At 69.5% G+C, this 16,861-nt stretch carries 13 protein-coding genes; 1 reads left to right on the top strand and 12 read right to left on the bottom strand.

Translation table 11 applies throughout. From position 1 onward, the window contains the following. Positions 1-17 precede the first annotated feature (17 nt). The 10 genes from ACFYVR_RS12920 to ACFYVR_RS12875 all read right to left on the bottom strand — a co-directional run bounded on the left by ACFYVR_RS12920 (position 18) and on the right by ACFYVR_RS12875 (position 13,433). Positions 18-1,346: an NtaA/DmoA family FMN-dependent monooxygenase gene (locus tag ACFYVR_RS12920; RefSeq protein WP_387473448.1), complete on the bottom strand. Its 1,329-nt coding sequence runs from the start codon at positions 1,344-1,346 to the stop codon at positions 18-20. Next, on the bottom strand, positions 1,346-2,515 hold the full coding sequence (locus ACFYVR_RS12915; protein ID WP_387473446.1) for an NtaA/DmoA family FMN-dependent monooxygenase: 1,170 nt from the start codon (positions 2,513-2,515) through the stop codon (positions 1,346-1,348). The genes ACFYVR_RS12920 and ACFYVR_RS12915 overlap by 1 nt, the downstream gene beginning before the upstream one ends. Continuing rightward, positions 2,512-3,687 carry an acyl-CoA dehydrogenase family protein gene (locus tag ACFYVR_RS12910; protein ID WP_387473443.1) on the bottom strand — a complete coding sequence of 392 codons (1,176 nt, stop codon included), beginning with the start codon at positions 3,685-3,687 and terminating at the stop codon, positions 2,512-2,514. The genes ACFYVR_RS12915 and ACFYVR_RS12910 overlap by 4 nt, the downstream gene beginning before the upstream one ends. 27 nt (positions 3,688-3,714) lie before the next feature. Continuing rightward, the gene (locus ACFYVR_RS12905; protein WP_387473691.1) at positions 3,715-5,061 is read right to left on the bottom strand and encodes an NtaA/DmoA family FMN-dependent monooxygenase; all 1,347 of its coding nucleotides are present in this window, start codon (positions 5,059-5,061) and stop codon (positions 3,715-3,717) included. 183 nt (positions 5,062-5,244) lie between these two features. Beyond that, positions 5,245-6,150, bottom strand: a complete 906-nt coding sequence (locus ACFYVR_RS12900; RefSeq protein WP_387473441.1) for a LysR family transcriptional regulator — start codon at positions 6,148-6,150, stop codon at positions 5,245-5,247. Positions 6,151-6,303: 153 nt separating this feature from the next. Further along, positions 6,304-7,974, bottom strand: a complete 1,671-nt coding sequence (locus ACFYVR_RS12895) for a dipeptide ABC transporter ATP-binding protein (RefSeq protein ID WP_387473439.1) — start codon at positions 7,972-7,974, stop codon at positions 6,304-6,306. A 2-nt stretch (positions 7,975-7,976) separates the two neighbouring features. Further along, positions 7,977-8,846, bottom strand: coding sequence for an ABC transporter permease (locus ACFYVR_RS12890; protein ID WP_387473437.1), 870 nt, complete (start codon positions 8,844-8,846; stop codon positions 7,977-7,979). A gap of 11 nt (positions 8,847-8,857) precedes the next feature. Next, positions 8,858-9,802, bottom strand: coding sequence for an ABC transporter permease (locus ACFYVR_RS12885; RefSeq protein WP_387473434.1), 945 nt, complete (start codon positions 9,800-9,802; stop codon positions 8,858-8,860). 4 nt (positions 9,803-9,806) lie between these two features. After that, complete coding sequence (locus ACFYVR_RS12880; protein WP_387473432.1) at positions 9,807-11,459, bottom strand: ABC transporter substrate-binding protein; 1,653 nt, start codon at positions 11,457-11,459, stop codon at positions 9,807-9,809. 342 nt (positions 11,460-11,801) lie between these two features. Then, the gene (locus ACFYVR_RS12875; protein ID WP_387473430.1) at positions 11,802-13,433 is read right to left on the bottom strand and encodes a fatty acyl-AMP ligase; all 1,632 of its coding nucleotides are present in this window, start codon (positions 13,431-13,433) and stop codon (positions 11,802-11,804) included. A gap of 219 nt (positions 13,434-13,652) precedes the next feature. Here ACFYVR_RS12875 and ACFYVR_RS12870 point away from each other — a divergent pair, with 219 nt between their 5' ends. Beyond that, the gene (locus ACFYVR_RS12870; RefSeq protein WP_387473428.1) at positions 13,653-15,335 is read left to right on the top strand and encodes a peptide chain release factor 3; all 1,683 of its coding nucleotides are present in this window, start codon (positions 13,653-13,655) and stop codon (positions 15,333-15,335) included. A gap of 78 nt (positions 15,336-15,413) precedes the next feature. Here the strand turns inward: ACFYVR_RS12870 and ACFYVR_RS12865 are convergent, their stop codons facing one another. Beyond that, positions 15,414-16,256 (bottom strand): SDR family oxidoreductase, encoded by an 843-nt coding sequence (locus ACFYVR_RS12865; protein WP_387473425.1) that lies wholly within the window; start codon positions 16,254-16,256, stop codon positions 15,414-15,416. 12 nt (positions 16,257-16,268) lie between these two features. Then, positions 16,269-16,748, bottom strand: coding sequence for a nuclear transport factor 2 family protein (locus tag ACFYVR_RS12860; RefSeq protein ID WP_387473423.1), 480 nt, complete (start codon positions 16,746-16,748; stop codon positions 16,269-16,271). Positions 16,749-16,861: the final 113 nt, after the last annotated feature.

The following is a 16,861-nucleotide window of genomic DNA, read 5'->3' as shown; positions in this document are numbered from 1 at the left end:
GGCAACTCGTCGCGAGATCAGGTGCGGGCGAACGAGTTGACGGGCTCGCGGAGCCCGAGATGCCCCCGCAGGGTCTCGGTCTCGTAGGCGCACCGGAACAGTCCGCGTGCCTGGAGGACCGGGACGACATGGTCGACGAAGTCCTCGAGGTGACTCGGCAGCACGGCCGGAATGATGGTGAATCCGTCCACCACCCCGGCCCGCCACCACGACTCGATGTGGTCGGCCACCTGCTCCGGTGTCCCGACGAGAACACGGTGCCCGCCGAGGAACTCGGACAGCAGGGCCCGCACCGTGTGACCGGTGTCGGCGGCGTACCGGCTGAGGGAGGCGAAGAAGCCCTCCGGCCCGATCCGATCCGCGGGAAGGACCCGCAGTTGATCGGGCAGCGGCGCGTCGAGGTCGAGGACGGCGTCGGGATACCCGAGCCACCGGGCGAGCGTCCGGACCGGCGCGCTGTCGGGATGCAGGCGCCCCTGCAGCGCGTCGAACCGCGCCTGTGCCTCCGCGGTCGTGCTGCCCACCACGGGAACCAGCCCCGGCAGGATCCGGATCGCCCGGGGATCGCGGCCGAGCCGGACAGCAGTACCGCGCACGTCGCGGGCGAAGTCCCGTGCCGCGTCGAGCCCGAACTGCGTCGCGTACACCACCTCCGCATGAGCGGCGGCGAACGCACGGCCCTGCGCAGACGCACCGGCCTGCACGAGGACCGGCCGCCCCTGCGGCGAACGGGTGACGTTCAGCGGTCCGTCGACGGCGTAGAACTCCCCGCGGTGGCGGACGGCGTGCACCTTGTCGGGGTCGGCGAATCGCGCCGACTCCTGGTCGCCGATGACCGCGCCCTCCTCCCAGCTGTCCCACAGTCGCTTCGTGAGTTCGACGAATTCACCGGCACGCCGGTAACGCTCGTCCCGTGCGGGAAGGTACTCGACACCGAAGTTGCGGGCGGCGTTCGGTTCGAACGTGGTCACCACGTTCCAGCCGGAGCGGCCCCCACTGACGTGATCGAGGGACAGGATCCGCCGGGCCAGGTTGTAGGGCAGGTTCAGCGACGAACTCGCGGTGGGAATCAGTCCGACGCGTTCGGTGGACACGGCGAGTGCGCTGGTCACCAGAACCGGATCGAGGGTGGCCGCGGGCGCTCGCGCGATGCCCGGCTGCTGAACGGGTATGTCGGGGAACAGCAATCCGTCGAGCAGACCGCGTTCGGCAACCGCGGCGACCGCCTGGTAGTGGTCGAGACGGATGAACGCGTCCGGTGTCAGCGCGGGATCGAGCCAGGCGGCGGGGTGATAGCCGGCGCTGCCGACGTTGACGAGGAAGTGCAGTGTCCGATCGCGACGCATCACGCCACCACCCGCTGCCCCGCATCGCGGCCGGCGGGCACGCTGTGCGAGGGAACGGCGAGACCGAGGTGGCCCCGCAAGGTCGTGCTCCGGTACTCGGTGCGGAATCGGCCGCGCCGCTGCAGGATCGGGACCACGTGCTCGGTGAAGTCGTCGAAGCCCCCGGGCAGTACGTCCGGCATCAGGTTGAATCCGTCGGCGACACCCTTGTCGACCCAGTCGACGATCGCGTCGGCGATCTGCTCGGGTGTGCCCGTCACGATCCGGTGTCCGGCACCGCTGTCGAGCTCCGGGGGGACCAGTTCGGCGAGCAGGTCGCGGCGGCGGCGGGCCTCCGCCTCGGTGCTGCCGATCACTGTCGAGAGCCCGGGAAGGATGACGACGCCGTCGGCACTGCGTCCGAGTCCGTCGGCCCGCGCCTTCACGTCCCGGTAGTACTCCCCCGCTTCCTCCTCCGTCCGTGCGGCCGTGAAGACGACCTCCCCGACGTGCGCGGCCAGCGCTCGCCCGTCCGTCGACGCACCCGCCTGGACGATCACCGGCTCACCCTGCGGTGATCGCGGCACGTTCAGCGGCCCCGCGACGTCCAGGTGGGGCCCGTGGTGATCGGTGCGGTGGATCTTGCCGGTGTCGGCGAACCGCCGGCTGCCCTTGTCGCCCACCAGCGCGTCCGGTTCCCAGCTGTTCCAGAGCTTGCGCACCACCTCGACGAACTCGGCGGCCCGCGCGTAGCGCACCGCGTGGTCGGGGGCGTCGTCGAATCCGAAGTTGCGCGCCGCACTTCGACCCGCGGTGGTCACCACGTTCCACCCCGAGCGACCCCCGCTCAGGTGGTCGAGCGTGGCGAATCTGCGCGCGACGTCGTACGGATCGTTGTAACTCGACGACAGCGTGCCGATCAGTCCGATGGCGGTGGTCGCGGCGGCGACCGCGGCGAGCACCACCGACGGTTCGAGACTGTTGAACGGCCGGTACCTCACGTCGTCGGCGACCGCCGGGCCGTCGGCCAGGAAGATCGCGTCGAACTTCGCCGCCTCCGCCTTCCGGGCGATGTCGAGGTAGTGATCGAGCCGGAAACTCGCCTCCGGATCGGTGCCGGGGAACCGCCACGATCCGCCGAACACGCCGGCGCCCAGAATGTTGACCGCCAGGTGCACCTGCCTGCTCAAGCGGGCACCCCCTCGGGGGCGCCCTCGGCCAGTGCAGCCTTCCCGAGGTTCGCGAGCAGGAGGTCGCTCTGCGGGGTGTGGATCCGGCCGACCATCGCGTTGCGGTGGTGACGTTCGAGCGGGCGGCTGCGGGACAACCCGGGATTGCCGGTCAGGTCCAGGGCCGACTCGGTGATCCTGATCGCCGTGGTGGTCGCGACGTGCTTGGCGAGTCCCGGCAGCGGTCCCCCCGATTCGACCGTTGCGACGGCCTGGCGGAGCACTGCCCGGCTGGTCTGCAGCTGCGCCTCGATCTCGCCGACCCGATCGTGGAATCGGGGCACCGTCGCCAGGGACGCTCCGAGCGCCGTGGGCACCCGCGTGTGCAGGTATCGGACGAGCCAGTCGCGGGTCGCGACCGCGACCCCGTTGTAGTTGGCGGCCAACAGCAGCGGCAGCGCCACCCTGCCCGCACCCCGCGGCTTCCCGCCCGGATCCCGGACGTCGACCAGCCGCGCGTGCGGGATGCGAGCGTTCTCGAACACCACTGTCTGGGTGTCGGACGCCCGCAGGCCGAGGTGGTCCCAGGTCCGTTCCACCCGCCATCCCGGAGTGTCGCGCTCGAACAGGAACGTCGCGACCCGGGGCGACGGCTCCGCGGTGGTCGCGGTGACGGTGAACCAGCGCAGGCCGGAAATGCCGGTGGCGTAGGCCTTCTCACCGTCGATCCGCCAGCTGCCGTCCGCGAGCCGGGTCGCCGTGGTCGCGGGAACCCCGCCCCGCGACAGGCTGCCCAGCTCCCGCTCGACGGCCAGCCCGTTGATCAGTGCCCCTTCGGTGACCGCGGTCCGGAAGACCTCGGCCTTCAACTCGTCCGGCCACGGGCTGTCCGGGTGTTGCAGCGCCAGGTGATTGGTGTAGTTCCACTGCAGGATCAGGCCGACCGACGGGTCGGCGGCTCCGATCCGCTCGATCACCTCGACGGCCTCGGCGATCCCGGCGCCACCGCCGCCGTACTCGACCGGCACGGTCAGCGCGGGCGCACCGATCCGGCGCAGGGCGTCGAACGAGTCGAACGGGAATTCTCCGGTGAGGTCGTGGTACTCGGCGCGGGACGCGACGAAGGCCAACGTTTCCTCGAACCGCGCCTCGTCCAGAACGGGGCGTGCGGGCGCGCTCAGTCCGGCAGTCATGTCAGGTGTCCTTTCGCGGCAGTCCGGTCAGCCGACGGTGATGTCGAGATCCGCGTGGTCCTCGGTCCCGGCCAGCTCGAGACCCAGGTTGCCGCGCAGGGTGCGGTGGGTGTACTCGTCGCGGAAGAGCCCGCGGGCGACCAGGTGGGGCACGACCTGCTCGACGAAGGCCTCGAGACCCGAACCGACCTCACCCGGCATGATCGTGAATCCGTCGGTGGCACCGCTGCGGAACCAGGCTTCGATGCGGTCCGCGATCTGCTCACCCGTTCCCACCGCGAGCTGGTGGCCGGCGCCACCGGCGAACCGGTGGATGAGCTCGCGTGCGGTATGCGGCTTCTCGGCCAGCAGTGCGTGTGTGCTGGCCGAGAAGCCGGCCGACCGCGGTGCCCCCGAGGCCGGTTGTGGGAGGTCTCCGGCGCGCAGGACGGTGTCGAGCTCGAGTGCGTTCTCGTCGAACCCGAGTTGCGCGGCCAGCTGCCGAAGCGCGGGTTCGAGCGGAATGGTCTCGCGTAGTTCCACTTCGCGACGCCGCGCCTCCTCCTCGGTGCCTCCGACGACGGTGATCAGGCCGGTCGAGATCTTCACCCGGTCGGGATCGCGCCCGTGCGCTGCCGCGCGAGCTCGGATGTCCTCACGCAGTGTCCGGGCGACGTCGACGGTCTGCGCCGCCGAGAACACGAGATCGGCGTACTTGCCCGCCAGGGCCAGCCCGCCCTCGGACGCCCCGGCCTGCACCAGCAACGGCCTGCCCTGTGGTGAACGCGGCAGCGGCAGCGGTCCCTCGACGGAGAACCACTCGCCGTGGTGGCGGGGGCCGCGGATCCGGCCCGGATCGGCGAACCGCCCCGAGGCCGCGTCGCCGACCACGGCGTCGGTGTCCCACCCGTTCCACAGTGCGGTGACGACCTCGACGAACTCGTCCGCACGCCGGTACCGCTCCGTCTTCTCCGGGGGCTCCGCGTACCCGAAGTTGGCGGAGGCGGAGGGAAGCTGTGTGGTCACCACGTTCCAGCCGGCCCGACCCCGGGTGAGGTGGTCGAGCGAGAGGTAGCGCCGGGCGAGGTTGTACGGATCGTTGTAGGTCGACGAGCCGGTCGCGATCACCCCGATGTGCTCGGTGCCCGCCGCGGCGTCGGCGAGCATGACGACGGGGTCCAGTCCCAGCTGGGGCGCGTGCGCGATGTCCCCGGACAGTGCCGGGCTGTCACCGACGAACACCGCGTCGAGGTGCCCGCGTTCGGCGATCCGGATCAGGCGCCGAAAGTGCGCGGGGTCGACGAAGTCGCCGGGGCTGTTGCCTGCCACCCTCCACGAGCCGCGGAAGTGACCCGGCGTGAGTAGGGAAATGTTCAGGTGCAGGGAGGAACTCATGGCCACCAATCCGACGGTAACGGTCGGCCTGCTGCAGCGGGCCGCACTCGAGGACGGACGTCACGCGTGTTCGCCTGAGTCCGAGAACAATTCACACTTCATCTCAGTCTCGAACATCCGGAGGTGGCGAACAAGGCACTGCGGCTACGAGAATCGTTAAGCATATGTTCGAGATCGGCCCCTTCACGAGACCAGACGCAGGGGCGCGGCGACCATGCGCAGTGCCCGGATCGCCGAAGCGACAGCAGGCCGCTCGAGCGACGCCTGCCGGTATGTGACACCGATCTGCCTGGCGCCGTTGGCAACCGGGCCGGTGACGAGGTGCCGATGCGCGTCGGACACGACCATCTCGGGAACCACGGCGACACCGAACCCGGCGTCGACCATCTCGGCCATACCGGTGAACGTGCCACAACGGTGCTCGATGCGCGGCGTGAAACCTGCTTGGCGGCAAGCGAACATGACGGACGCCACCGAGGGCGCACCGTCGGCCGCGGCAATCCAGTCGACGTCCGATGCGGCCGACAGTCCGTGCTGCCGGATCTCCTCCCGCAGCGGGGCCGGAGCCAACAGCACGAGCGGATCGTCGAAGAGGTACTCCGACGACAAGCCCGTCGGCAGGTCGCGGGCACGGAACGAGTAGTTGTAGGTGATCGCGAGATCGACCTCCTGCTGGCGCACGGCCGGCACCGAGTTCACCGGCATCGCGTCGACCACCCGCACCCGCAGGTCCTGGTGTTCCCGCCGCAGGCGCGCCACGACGGGCAATGCGACTCGGGTGAGCGCGGTCTGGAAGGTCGCGAGCGTGAGCACCCCGGTCACGGACTCCCCGGTCGCGGCCACCGCGGATTCCGCTTCCTCCAGCGCCGCAACGACCCTCGCGGTGTGATCGACAAGGACCCTCCCGGCGTGGGTGAGGCGCAGAACCCGACCCTCCCGGCGGGTCAGGACGGCACCCACCTCTTCCTCGAGAATCCGAAGTTGCTGCGAGACCGCCGATGTCGTGATTCCGTGCAACTCGGACACAGCCGTCATCGTCGTGTGCTCGGCGAGGTCACGGAGCAACACCAACCGTCGTATGTCGTACACAGGCAGACCTCGATGCTCGGTGGCGAACCGGCCGGACGGGGCCGTTCGGGTGGCCACCCGGACGACCCCGGGTGGCCACCACCGATTCTTCCCGCCACCCTCCACCGCGCCCACCATTGCGATCACCGCGATTCTGGCGAGGCGGCGGGAGCTTCACACCGTCGCGAGGCTGCGGTTCTCCCCGGGAACCGCGTCGAGCAGATTGCGGGTGTACTCGTCGCGGGGCGCGGCGAAGATGTCCGCGACCGGTCCGGTTTCGATCACCCGCCCCGCCCGCATGACGGTGACGTCGTCGGCGACCAGACGGACCACACCGAGATCGTGGGTGACGAACAGGTAGGTCAGGCCCAGTTCCGCCTGCAGGTCGACGAGCAGCTGCAGAATCTGTGCCTGCACCGAGACGTCGAGGGCCGACACCGCCTCGTCGAGGACGACCAGGGCCGGGTCCGCCGCCAGGGCACGGGCGATCGCGACACGTTGGCGCTGGCCCCCGGACAGTTCGGCCGGCCTGCGGTGCAGGTGACCGGCGTCGAGGGCCACGGCGTCGAGCAGCTCGACGACCCGGGCACGGCGACGGGCACGACCGTCCACGATTCCGAATGCGGCGAGCGGTTCGGACACGATCTGTTCGACCGTGAACTTCGGGTCGAGTGAGGCGTACGGATTCTGCCGGACCAGCTGCACCTTCCGTCGCACCGGCCGCAGGCCACGCGAGGACAGACCGCCGATCTCGGTCCCGTCGAACCAGACCTCACCCGCGTCGGGGCGGGTCAGGCCCACGGCGATCCGGGCGAGTGTGGACTTGCCCGCACCGGACTCCCCCACCACGGCGTGGGTGGTCCCTGCGGTCACCGTGAGCGAGACCGCGTCGACCGCGGTGAACACCGTGGCCTTGGCGCCCGAACCGGCCACCCGGAAATGCCTTTCGACGTCCTTGATCTCCAGGATCGGGTGGTCCGCGGGACGTGGTCGGCCCGCCCCGGCCTCGACCGCGAGCGGAGAGGGGCCGAGCCGAAGGTCCCGGAACGACGGCGCCGCCGCGACGAGCGAACGGGTGTACTCCCGGGCGGGGTTCTCGATCACCTGCCGGGTCGGGCCCTGCTCCACGATCCGACCGTGCTGCATCACCACCACCCGGTCGGCCCGGTCGAACGCCACCCCGAGGTCGTGCGTCACGAGCAGCACGCCCAGGCCCAGAGTGTCACGCAGGTGCGCCAGGTGGTCGAGGATCACCTTCTGCACCGTCACGTCGAGAGCGGACGTCGGCTCGTCCGCCACCAGCAGTGCGGGATCGCTGGCCAGGGCGATGGCGATCAGGACCCGCTGCTTCATTCCGCCCGACAACTCGTGGGGGAACTGGTCGAAGATGCGCTCCACGTCGCCCAGCCCGGCGAGGCGCAACTTCTCGAGCGCAAGGTCACGCGCCGGGCCCGTCTCGATCTTGCGGTGCAGCCGGATCGCCTCGAGCACCTGCTTGCCGATCCGTTTGACGGGGTTGAGCGACGTTCCCGGATCCTGCGGGACGAACCCGACGAACGGCCCGCGCAGGCTCACCAGCCGGCGGTCCTTCCACCGGGTGACGTCGTGCCCGCCGAGGTGCACCGAACCGGTTTCGATCGAGGCGGAGGACGGCAGCAGCCGCAGCGCCGCATGGATCGTCGTGCTCTTGCCCGACCCCGACTCGCCGACGACGGCGACGAACTCGCCGGGCCCCACCGCGAGGTTCACACCGTCGACCGCGACGGTGCCGGGACTGTGCGCGGAGCGGTAGCGCACGCGAAGGTCGTCGATCCGCAGGAGCGGGCTGCCTGACTGCTGGTCCATGACTAGTCTCCCAGTGACTTGCTGATGCGGTTGGTGGCGAGCACGACCACGGCGATGACGACGCCGGGGAGGATCGAGATGTACGGGTAGGTCGCGAGGTAGTCGCGGCCCTCCGACACGGCCAGACCCCATTCGGGTTCCGGCGGTGGTGCGCCGTAGCCGAGGAACCCGAGCGCCGCGACCGCGAGGATCGCGGCACCGCACTCGAGTGCTGCCAGTGACAGCACCGCCGCGACCGAGTTCGGCAGGACGTGCCGGACGACGACACGCCGGAAGCCCGCCCCGGATCCGTACGCCGCTTCGACGTACTCGCTCTGGGCGACCTTGAGCACCTCCGAGCGCATCACCCGCGCGAAGGCGGCGACCGCGGAGATGCCCACGGCAAGAGCGACGTTGAGGGTTCCGTAGCCGAGCGCGGTGACCACCGTCATGGCGAGCAGGAGCGCGGGAATCGCAAGCAGCACATCGACGAACCGCATGATGATCGCGTCGGCGCGACCGCCGACGAATCCGCTCAGCAGTCCGACCAGGGACCCGACGACGAATCCGACGAGCACCGCGAGCAGCGTCGCGGTCAACGTGGTCGACGCCCCGTATATCGTGCGGGCGAGCAGGTCCCGGCCGAGCCGGTCGGTACCGAACAGGTGCTCGAGGCTCGGCGGACTGAAACTGGCGTCCACGTCACCCTCGTACGGGCTGTACGAGGTGAACCACTCCGGTACCAGCGCCCACAGGACGACAGTCACGATCACCAGCCAGGACAGCACCAACCCGGGACTGGCGACCGCACGGCGGGCGGCGCGGGCGACGGACCCGGCGAACCGGTCCGGGAGGGGCGGTGTCACGACGGGCGCGTCGAGAGTTGCGGTCACGAGATTCCCCCTTACCCGGCCAGCACCCGCGAACGCAGCCGCGGATCGAGGAGCGGATAGATGATGTCGACGATGAGATTGACCACCACGAAGACGATCGCGGCGAACACGACCACGGCCTGCACGAGCATGATGTCCTGGGTGCGGACGGCCGTCTCGGTCAGCCGTCCGAGCCCCGACCGCGAGTAGATCGTCTCGACGATGACCGCGCCCGCGAGCAGGTTGCCGAGGGTCAGGCCGGCGATCGTCAGGGCAGGAAGACTGCCGTTCTTCAGGACGTCGCGCACCAGCACCCACAATCGGGTGGCACCCTTGGCCACCGACACCGTGACGTACGGTGCACCCAAACCGATCTCGAAGTTCTTCAGCAGCAACTGCGCGATCGGGGCGGACACCGGTATCGCGAGGGTGACCGCGGGCAGGACCAGTGACGCGAACCCGTCGTTGCCGATCGGCGGGAACCACCGCAACTGGAACGAGAAGACCTGCAGAACGGCCAGTCCCACGAGGAACACGGGGACCGACACGGCGGCCGCGGGCAGCGCCGCGATCGTCTGCGAGAGCCACCGGTTCCGGGTGTAGGCCGCGGTGAGTGCGATCACGAAGGCGAACACCACGGCCAGCAGCAGCGCGAACGCGGCGAGGATCGCGGTCTGCGGCAGCACCGCGAGGATCATCGACCACACGTTCTCACCGGTCCGCGCCGAGTGCCCGAAGTCACCGTGCAGTGCGGACAACAGCCGGCTGAGGTACTGCAGCACCAGTGGCTGGTCGAGCCCGAAATGCACCCGCGCCGCAGCCTTGTCCGCCTCGCTGACCAGTTCCGCTTCGGCGGGGTCGAACATCAGGTCCACGGTGTCGTAGGGCAGCACGTAGAGGAGCACGAAGGTGATCGTGTACGCGGCCCACACCACGAACAGCGCCTGCCCGAACTTCGCGAGAATGTACCGTCCCACGAGACTACCCCTGCTCGATCCAGGTGTCGTAGAACACATTTCGCGACTGAGCTTCGTAGTCCACGTTGTGGACCTTGGGGTTCGCCGCGGTCACCTGGGCGGGGTTGTAGACGGGCACCGTGAGGATCTCCTGATTGAGCACGAAGTCCTGGGCGGTGGCCGCCGCGGCCGCACGCGCAGCCGGATCGAGCGTCTCGTTCACGGCACGGAAGGTGTCGATCGCCTGCTGCCGGATCGGGCTGTCGGGGGCGATGTTCGCACCGTTGGTGAACAGCGGCGAGTAGGTCTGTTCCAGCACCGCGACATCGGAGCGGCTGGTGTTGAAGACCTGAATGTTCCACTTGCCCTGGATCTTCGACGCCGCAGTGTAGTCCGGGATGGGCAGCACCTGCAGCTGGAGGTCGACGCCGATGTCACGGAGATCCTGCTGGATCAGCTCGAACGCCGGCTTGTTGATCACCAGATTGTTGATTCCGAGCAGGTTCAGCGTGAGCTTCTTGCCCTCCGCGTTCTGCCGGATTCCGTCGGAACCTTCCTTCCAGCCCGCGGCCTCGAGGATCTGCTTCGCCTTGGCCTGGTCCTCCACCAGGTCCGCACTGAAGTCCTTGTAGCCGGGGACCCGCTCGGACACCACCGACGACGACGGCTTGTAGCTGTCGGTGAGCACCGTCTTCGCGAGCGCGTCGCGACTCCACCCGAGCTTGACCGCCTCACGGACCGCTCGGTCGTTCGTCGGGAACACGTCCGTCTTGAAGTCGAAGGCGATGTCGCGACCGGGAATCAGCTGCGGCACGATCTGGTAGCCCTCCGCACGCAACGGCGCCTCGTCGGTGGTGCCGACGTCGAGGACGGCGTCGACCTCACCGGACCGCAGCGCACCGGTCCGGACACTGGCCTCGGGGATGACCACGATCTCGACGGTGTCGAGGTACGCCTCACCGTCGTGGCCGCGCCCCTCGGGCGCCCAGTTGTAGCCCTGCCGCTTCGTCAGCACCGTCTTCTCCTGGTAGACATGCTCGGTCACGACGAACGGGCCGGTGGCCACGATGTTCTGGGGAAGCGCCCGCTGCTCCTTGTTCAGCTGCAGGGTCGAGTGGCCCAGGATTCCCGCGAAGTACATCGAAAGCCCTTGCAGGAAACCGGCACTGGACTTGTCGAGCGTCACGCGCAGTGTCGCCGGGTCGAGCACCTCGGTGCCGACGTACCCGTTCCAGTACGCCGACACGGGCACGATGCCGAGTTCCTTGTTGCCGAAGCCGAGGAGGTCGAAGTTCTCCTTCACCACGTCAGCGGTGAGCGGGGTGCCGTCGGTGAACGTCACGCCGTCGCGGAGGTGGAAGGTGAACTGGGTGAGGTCCTCGTTGACATCCCAGGACGTCGCGAGCCACGGCTCGAGCGCTCCGGAGTCGGGGTCCTGGTAGACGAGCTTGTCGGTGATGTTGCTGGTGATCAACGACTCCGGGTAGGACCCGCCCGAATGCGGATCCAGATTGGCGGGCGCGTCGAGAACGGCGAAGCGCAGGGTGCCGCCCGCCACCGGATCGCCTCCCGTCCCGGCCGCCACCGACTGACTGGCAGCGCATCCGGTGAGCAGCATGGCGGCGGCCGCGACGGCCGCGACGAAGGCGCTCGCTCTACCGGCGAAACTTCGGGTCATCTGACAGAACTCCTTGTGAACGTGAGCGGAGGGAAACAGCGGATCGGGCAGGCAGACGCGCGTGGCCCGCCCGAGCGGGCCACGGGAACAGCGACTTCTCGTCGGAGAATCGGAACTCCGCCAGCGGAGGGCGCCCAGCGCCCGTCGAGTCGCGTCAGCGACAACAGGAGAGAGCCGCGCAGGAGAGGGCGGTGTCACACACGTCGCTCTCCTCCCTGTGCGCGTCGGCTCGGGCCACACTCGTGACCACATCCGAGTCTGCACAGCGGGACGGGACGGAACAACGCAACTCGACTACGGGATTCGTTCAGTTTTCCTCAACGATGACGGCCCGACCGGGCGTCAGCGCAGCAGCGACGCCGAGTGCGTCCGGCGCAGTTTGCCGGAGGAGGTCTTCGGGATGCTGCCACGGCCGAGGACGGCGACCGTCCGCGGACGCACCCCCACCTCGGCGAACACCGCGTGCGCGACCTCGTGTTCGATCCGCCGGACCTCGTCGGGGTCGTCGATCGCGTTGGTCTCGACGACCACCGCGAACGATTCACGTTTGCGCCCCGCGTCCAGGCGCACGGCGACCGCGTTGCCCGGCCGCACCCCACGGACCGTCCCGGCGGCGCGTTCGATGTCGGTCGGGAAGATGTTGCGTCCGCCCATGATGATGACGTCCTTGACGCGTCCGCACACCACCACCAGGCCGTCCTCGGTGAAGTAGCCGACGTCGCCGGTGCTGAGCCAGCCGTCCTCGTCCTGGGCCGCCCGGGGCCCGTCGACGGTCAGGTAGCCGGGCGTGACGGACTTCCCGCGCACCTCGATGATCCCGACACCCCGGGCGGGCAACTCGCAACGCTCCTCGTCGACGACCCGCCCCTCGAGGGCCGGGACGAGGGTGCCGAGCGTGACCATCCGGCGCGCGTCGGCCCTGGTCGACGGCACCGCGTGCTGCATCGCCTCGAGCAGGTCGGGATCCACCGGGTCGAGCACCAGGCCCTGTCCGGGCGACGGCAGCGACACCGCGAGCGTGACCTCCGCCATCCCGTAGGTGGGAGCGAGGGCGGCCGGGTCGAGCCCGAATCGTGCGCCCGCGGCGGCGAGCGCGAGCATCGTGTCGGCGTCGACGGGTTCGGCGCCGTTGAGCAGGCACCGCATCGACGACAGGTCGACGGCGCCGTCGGGCGCCTGCTCGAGCCTCCGCGCGAGCAGAGAGTAGGCGAAATTCGGTGCGGCACTGACTGTTCCGTGGTACTTGCCGATCAATTCAGCCCACAACAGGGGGGTGCGCAGGAAGTCGAGCGGGGTGATGCAGACGACCTCGGCGCCCATCTGCATCGGCACGGTCAGGAAGCCGACCATCCCCATGTCGTGGAACAGCGGCAGCCAGCTGATCATCACGTCGTCGGCGACCCGGAACTTGAGCCGATCCAGCATCGCGTTGGCGTTGACGTAGAAATTCGCGTGGGTGATCTGCACGGCCTTCGGCGACCCGGTGGAACCCGACGTGAGCTGCTGCAGCGCGACGTCGGACTCGAGCGCGTCCAGCGGCGGGACGGGCTCGCCGAGGCGCAGGCCCTCGATGGTGACGACGTGGACGCCGCGGTCGGCCAGCACGGGCGCCGCCGCGTCGAACGGGGCACCGACGATCACCGCCTTCGCGCCGATCATCGACGCGACGACCTCGGTGTCGTGCGCCCACACCGACAGATCCGTCCGCGGTGTCGGCTGGTGCAGCATCGTCACGGAGCCACGACGCATCCAGACCGCCTGACACGTCGGCGCGATCTCGGCAGGCAACCCTGCCAGCACACCCACCGAATCCCCCGGACCGACCCCCGCAGCGGCGAGCGCCCCCGCCATGCGCCCGGCGATCTCGTGGATCTCGCCCCACGTCTGTCGCACCGGGCGATCCGGCTCACCGGTGACCAGCCCATGCGTGCTGGTCGCGGAGGTGTCGTACATCTCGTCGGTGAATCTGCTCATCCCGTTCTCCTCACCGGGCCGCTACACGTATTACCTTCGATCCACTCCGTCGTGTTACAGATCACACCCTTTGGTTGACACGAAAAGCATGCGCCTCCGGTTCGGCGAGCGTGGCGGTTCGGCGCGGTCGAACGCCGGGTAACCTGGATGACCGGCGCATCGCCACTGCTCTCACACCCCGGAGCAGGACTTCACGACTGCCAGTAAAGGAACGCCCCGGTGACCACCGAGCCCTCGTCGACGACCGATGCCCCCGCAACCGAGGCCGGTACCGTCGACAAATCGGCCAGGGCGCTCGCGGCGGAGGCGGGCCGCCGGCGCACGTTCGCCGTCATCTCCCACCCCGACGCCGGCAAGTCGACGCTCACCGAGGCGCTCGCCCTGCACGCGAAGATGATCGCCGAGGCAGGCGCCGTCCACGGCAAGGCCGGCCGCAAGTCGACGGTGTCGGACTGGATGGAGATGGAGAAGGCGCGCGGCATCTCCGTCAGCTCGACCGCGCTGCAGTTCAACTACAAGTCCCCCGAGACGGACCCCGACGAGGAACCGAACGTCGTCAACCTCGTCGACACCCCCGGTCACTCCGACTTCTCCGAGGACACCTACCGCGTGCTCACCGCCGTCGACGCCGCGGTGATGCTCATCGACGCCGCGAAAGGCCTCGAGCCGCAGACCCTGAAGCTGTTCCAGGTCTGCAAGCATCGCGGCATCCCCGTCGTCACCGTGATCAACAAGTGGGACCGGCCGGGCCAGTCGCCGCTCGAACTGCTGGACGAGATCCAGGAACGGATCGGCCTCACCCCGACGCCGCTGTACTGGCCGGTCGGCATCGCCGGCGACTTCCGCGGCCTGCTGCGCCGCGGCGAGGACGGTGCCCCGCGGGAGTACATCCGGTTCACCCGCACCGCGGGCGGCGCGAAGATCGCGCCGGAGGAGGTCCTCGACGCCGACGGCGCCGCGGCGCGCGACGGCGCCGCGTGGGAGACCGCGGTCGAGGAGAGCGAACTGCTGTCGGCGTCCGGGCAGGACCACGACCAGGAACTGTTCATCGCCGGGCAGACGTCGCCGGTGATCTTCGCGTCCGCGATGCTCAACTTCGGTGTCCGGCAGATCCTCGACACCCTCGTCGCGCTGGCACCCTCCCCCGACGCCCGACCGGACGTCGCCGGCGCCGATCGTGCGGTCACCGACCCCTTCAGCGCGGTCGTGTTCAAGGTGCAGGCCGGCATGGACACCGCGCACCGGGACCGGCTCGCGTTCATGCGGGTGGTCTCCGGCGTCTTCGAGCGCGGCATGGTCGTCACCCACGCCCAGACGGGCAAGCCGTTCGCGACGAAGTACGCGCAGACCGTGTTCGGCCGCGAACGCTCGACCGTCGACAGCGCCTACCCGGGTGACGTCGTCGGCCTGGTCAACGCGACCGCCCTCGCACCCGGACACACCCTGTTCTCGGAGAAGAAGGTCGAGTTCCCGCCCATCCCGTCGTTCGCGCCCGAGCACTTCTCGACGTTGCGCGCCGAGAGCGCCGGCAAGTACAAGCAGTTCCGCCGCGCCGTCGACCAGCTCGACTCCGAGGGCGTCGTGCAGATCCTGCGCAACGACATCCGCGGCGACGCGTCCCCGGTGATGGCGGCGGTCGGCCCGATGCAGTTCGAGGTCGTGGCCGCCCGCATGAAGGCCGAGTTCAACGTCGAGGCCCGGATGGAAGGGCTGCCGTACCAGCTGGCACGGCGCACCGACGCCGCATCGGCCGCCGAGCTGGGCCGCCAGCGCGGCGTCGAGGTGTTCACCCGCTCCGACGGGGTGCTGCTCGCGCTGGTCTCCGACAAGTGGCGCCTGCAGTACATCGAGAAGGAGCACCCCGAGCTCACCCTCGAACCGCTCGTCGCGACCGCCGACTGATTCTTCCGGCGCGCGAGTGTCCCGTTCCCTGCGCCGGCACTCGTACGATGCGTCGGCAGGTGCACACTCGGAGGTGGCTCAGATGCCGGCGCGGCGGACCACCGCGTCGACCAGGGTCGGCGACAGCGCGCCGAGCCAGCGCAGCAGTTCCGCGTAACTGGGCATCATCTCGACCGGTCGGGTCCGGACGGCCTCGACCAGCCAGGACGCGGCCTGCGCGGGACTGAGCGCGGGCATGGAGTCGTAGTCCGCGGTCGGCGCGATCATCGGCGTCCGGATCAGCGGAAAGTGGACGGTCGTGACCGCAACCCCACGGGGCCCCACCTCGGCACCGAGGTCACGCCCGAACGCCCCGATCGCCGCCTTGGACGCGTGGTACGCGGCGAACTTCGGCATCACCCCGCCCGGCACGCCCCACGTCGCCACGTTGACCACGTGGCCCTCACCCCGCTCGAGCATGGCGGGCAGCAGTGCCAGCGTCAGCCGCACCGGGCCGAAGTAGTTGAGCGCCATCGTCCGCTCGTAGTCGTGGAACCGGTCGACCGACTCCGCCACCGTCCGGCGGATGGATCGGCCCGCATTGTTGATCAGGACGTCGATCGGGCCGTGCTCGGCCTGCACGCGTTCCGACAGGGCGTCGACCGCGGCCACGTCCGTCAGATCGCAGGACACGGTGGACGCGACACCGCCGTCCCGAACGATCCGCGCTCGCACGGCATCGAGATCGTCCGTGCCCCGGGCCACCATCACCACATCCGCTTCGAGGGCGGCGAACGCGATCGACGCCGCCTCACCGACCCCCGACGAGGCCCCCGTGATCACCACGGTCCGGCCCGCGATTCGTTCGGGCCGCGACCGCCGCCGGACGGGCAGCGACGGAAGCGGATTGAGGGCCGCGCGAACCAACCGGTCGCCGATCATGCGGTGGTGCCGCTATTCCACCGGTTGCGGGTTGATCGCCATCGCCCAGCGGTTGGACGTCAGTTGCAGGCTCGGCAGGTCGGCGAGCGCAACGACCATCTCGTAGGTCCGCTCGTACCCGGTGTGCGCGATCCGCCACTGGCCGGCCTCGTTGCGGGCGTACCGGTCGTGGTAGAAAGCCGAGCCGCGCAACAGCATTCCGTCCTCGGGAATGATGACGGTGTCCGCCAGCACCCACGTCCCGGTCGCCACGTCACCGTCGACGTCGATCTCCGGCTGACCGCAGAAGTGTTCGGTCAGAACGTGCGGGCCGAGCGTGATCTCCATGAACGAGCACAATGCGTCCCGGTCCTCGAACCTGAGGTGCTCACCGTAGGTCGCGGTCGCGTCGGGCAACAGCGTGTCCCGGAACAGGGCCCAGTCCTTGGTGTCCAGGGCTCGCGAGTATCGATGCTTGAGCCGAGTGATCTCGGCAAGCGCCTCCAGATCCATGACGCACGCCTTTCACGACGGACCATGAACGACAAGAACGACCTGACGCGAAGCCTAGTCGCCTTCCGTCGTACTCGGGAGGTGAACGTGCGTCGGCATCTCGGCGACACCGC

The organism is Rhodococcus sp. NPDC003318, from assembly GCF_042879035.1.
Lineage (GTDB): Bacteria > Actinomycetota > Actinomycetes > Mycobacteriales > Mycobacteriaceae > Rhodococcus_G.
Note: the sequence above shows the minus strand (reverse complement) of the source record. Positions and strands in the feature narration are given on the sequence as shown.

Excerpts from the sequence above, each read along its gene's own strand:
- ACFYVR_RS12860 (WP_387473423.1), bottom strand. The coding sequence starts at position 16,748 with ATGGATCTGGAGGCGCTTGCCGAGATCACTCGGCTCAAGCATCGATAC.
- ACFYVR_RS12895 (WP_387473439.1), bottom strand. The coding sequence starts at position 7,974 with ATGGACCAGCAGTCAGGCAGCCCGCTCCTGCGGATCGACGACCTTCGC.
- ACFYVR_RS12920 (WP_387473448.1), bottom strand. The coding sequence starts at position 1,346 with ATGCGTCGCGATCGGACACTGCACTTCCTCGTCAACGTCGGCAGCGCC.
- ACFYVR_RS12875 (WP_387473430.1), bottom strand. The coding sequence starts at position 13,433 with ATGAGCAGATTCACCGACGAGATGTACGACACCTCCGCGACCAGCACG.
- ACFYVR_RS12880 (WP_387473432.1), bottom strand. The coding sequence starts at position 11,459 with ATGACCCGAAGTTTCGCCGGTAGAGCGAGCGCCTTCGTCGCGGCCGTC.
- ACFYVR_RS12865 (WP_387473425.1), bottom strand. The coding sequence starts at position 16,256 with ATGATCGGCGACCGGTTGGTTCGCGCGGCCCTCAATCCGCTTCCGTCG.
- ACFYVR_RS12905 (WP_387473691.1), bottom strand. The coding sequence starts at position 5,061 with ATGAGTTCCTCCCTGCACCTGAACATTTCCCTACTCACGCCGGGTCAC.
- ACFYVR_RS12910 (WP_387473443.1), bottom strand. The coding sequence starts at position 3,687 with ATGACTGCCGGACTGAGCGCGCCCGCACGCCCCGTTCTGGACGAGGCG.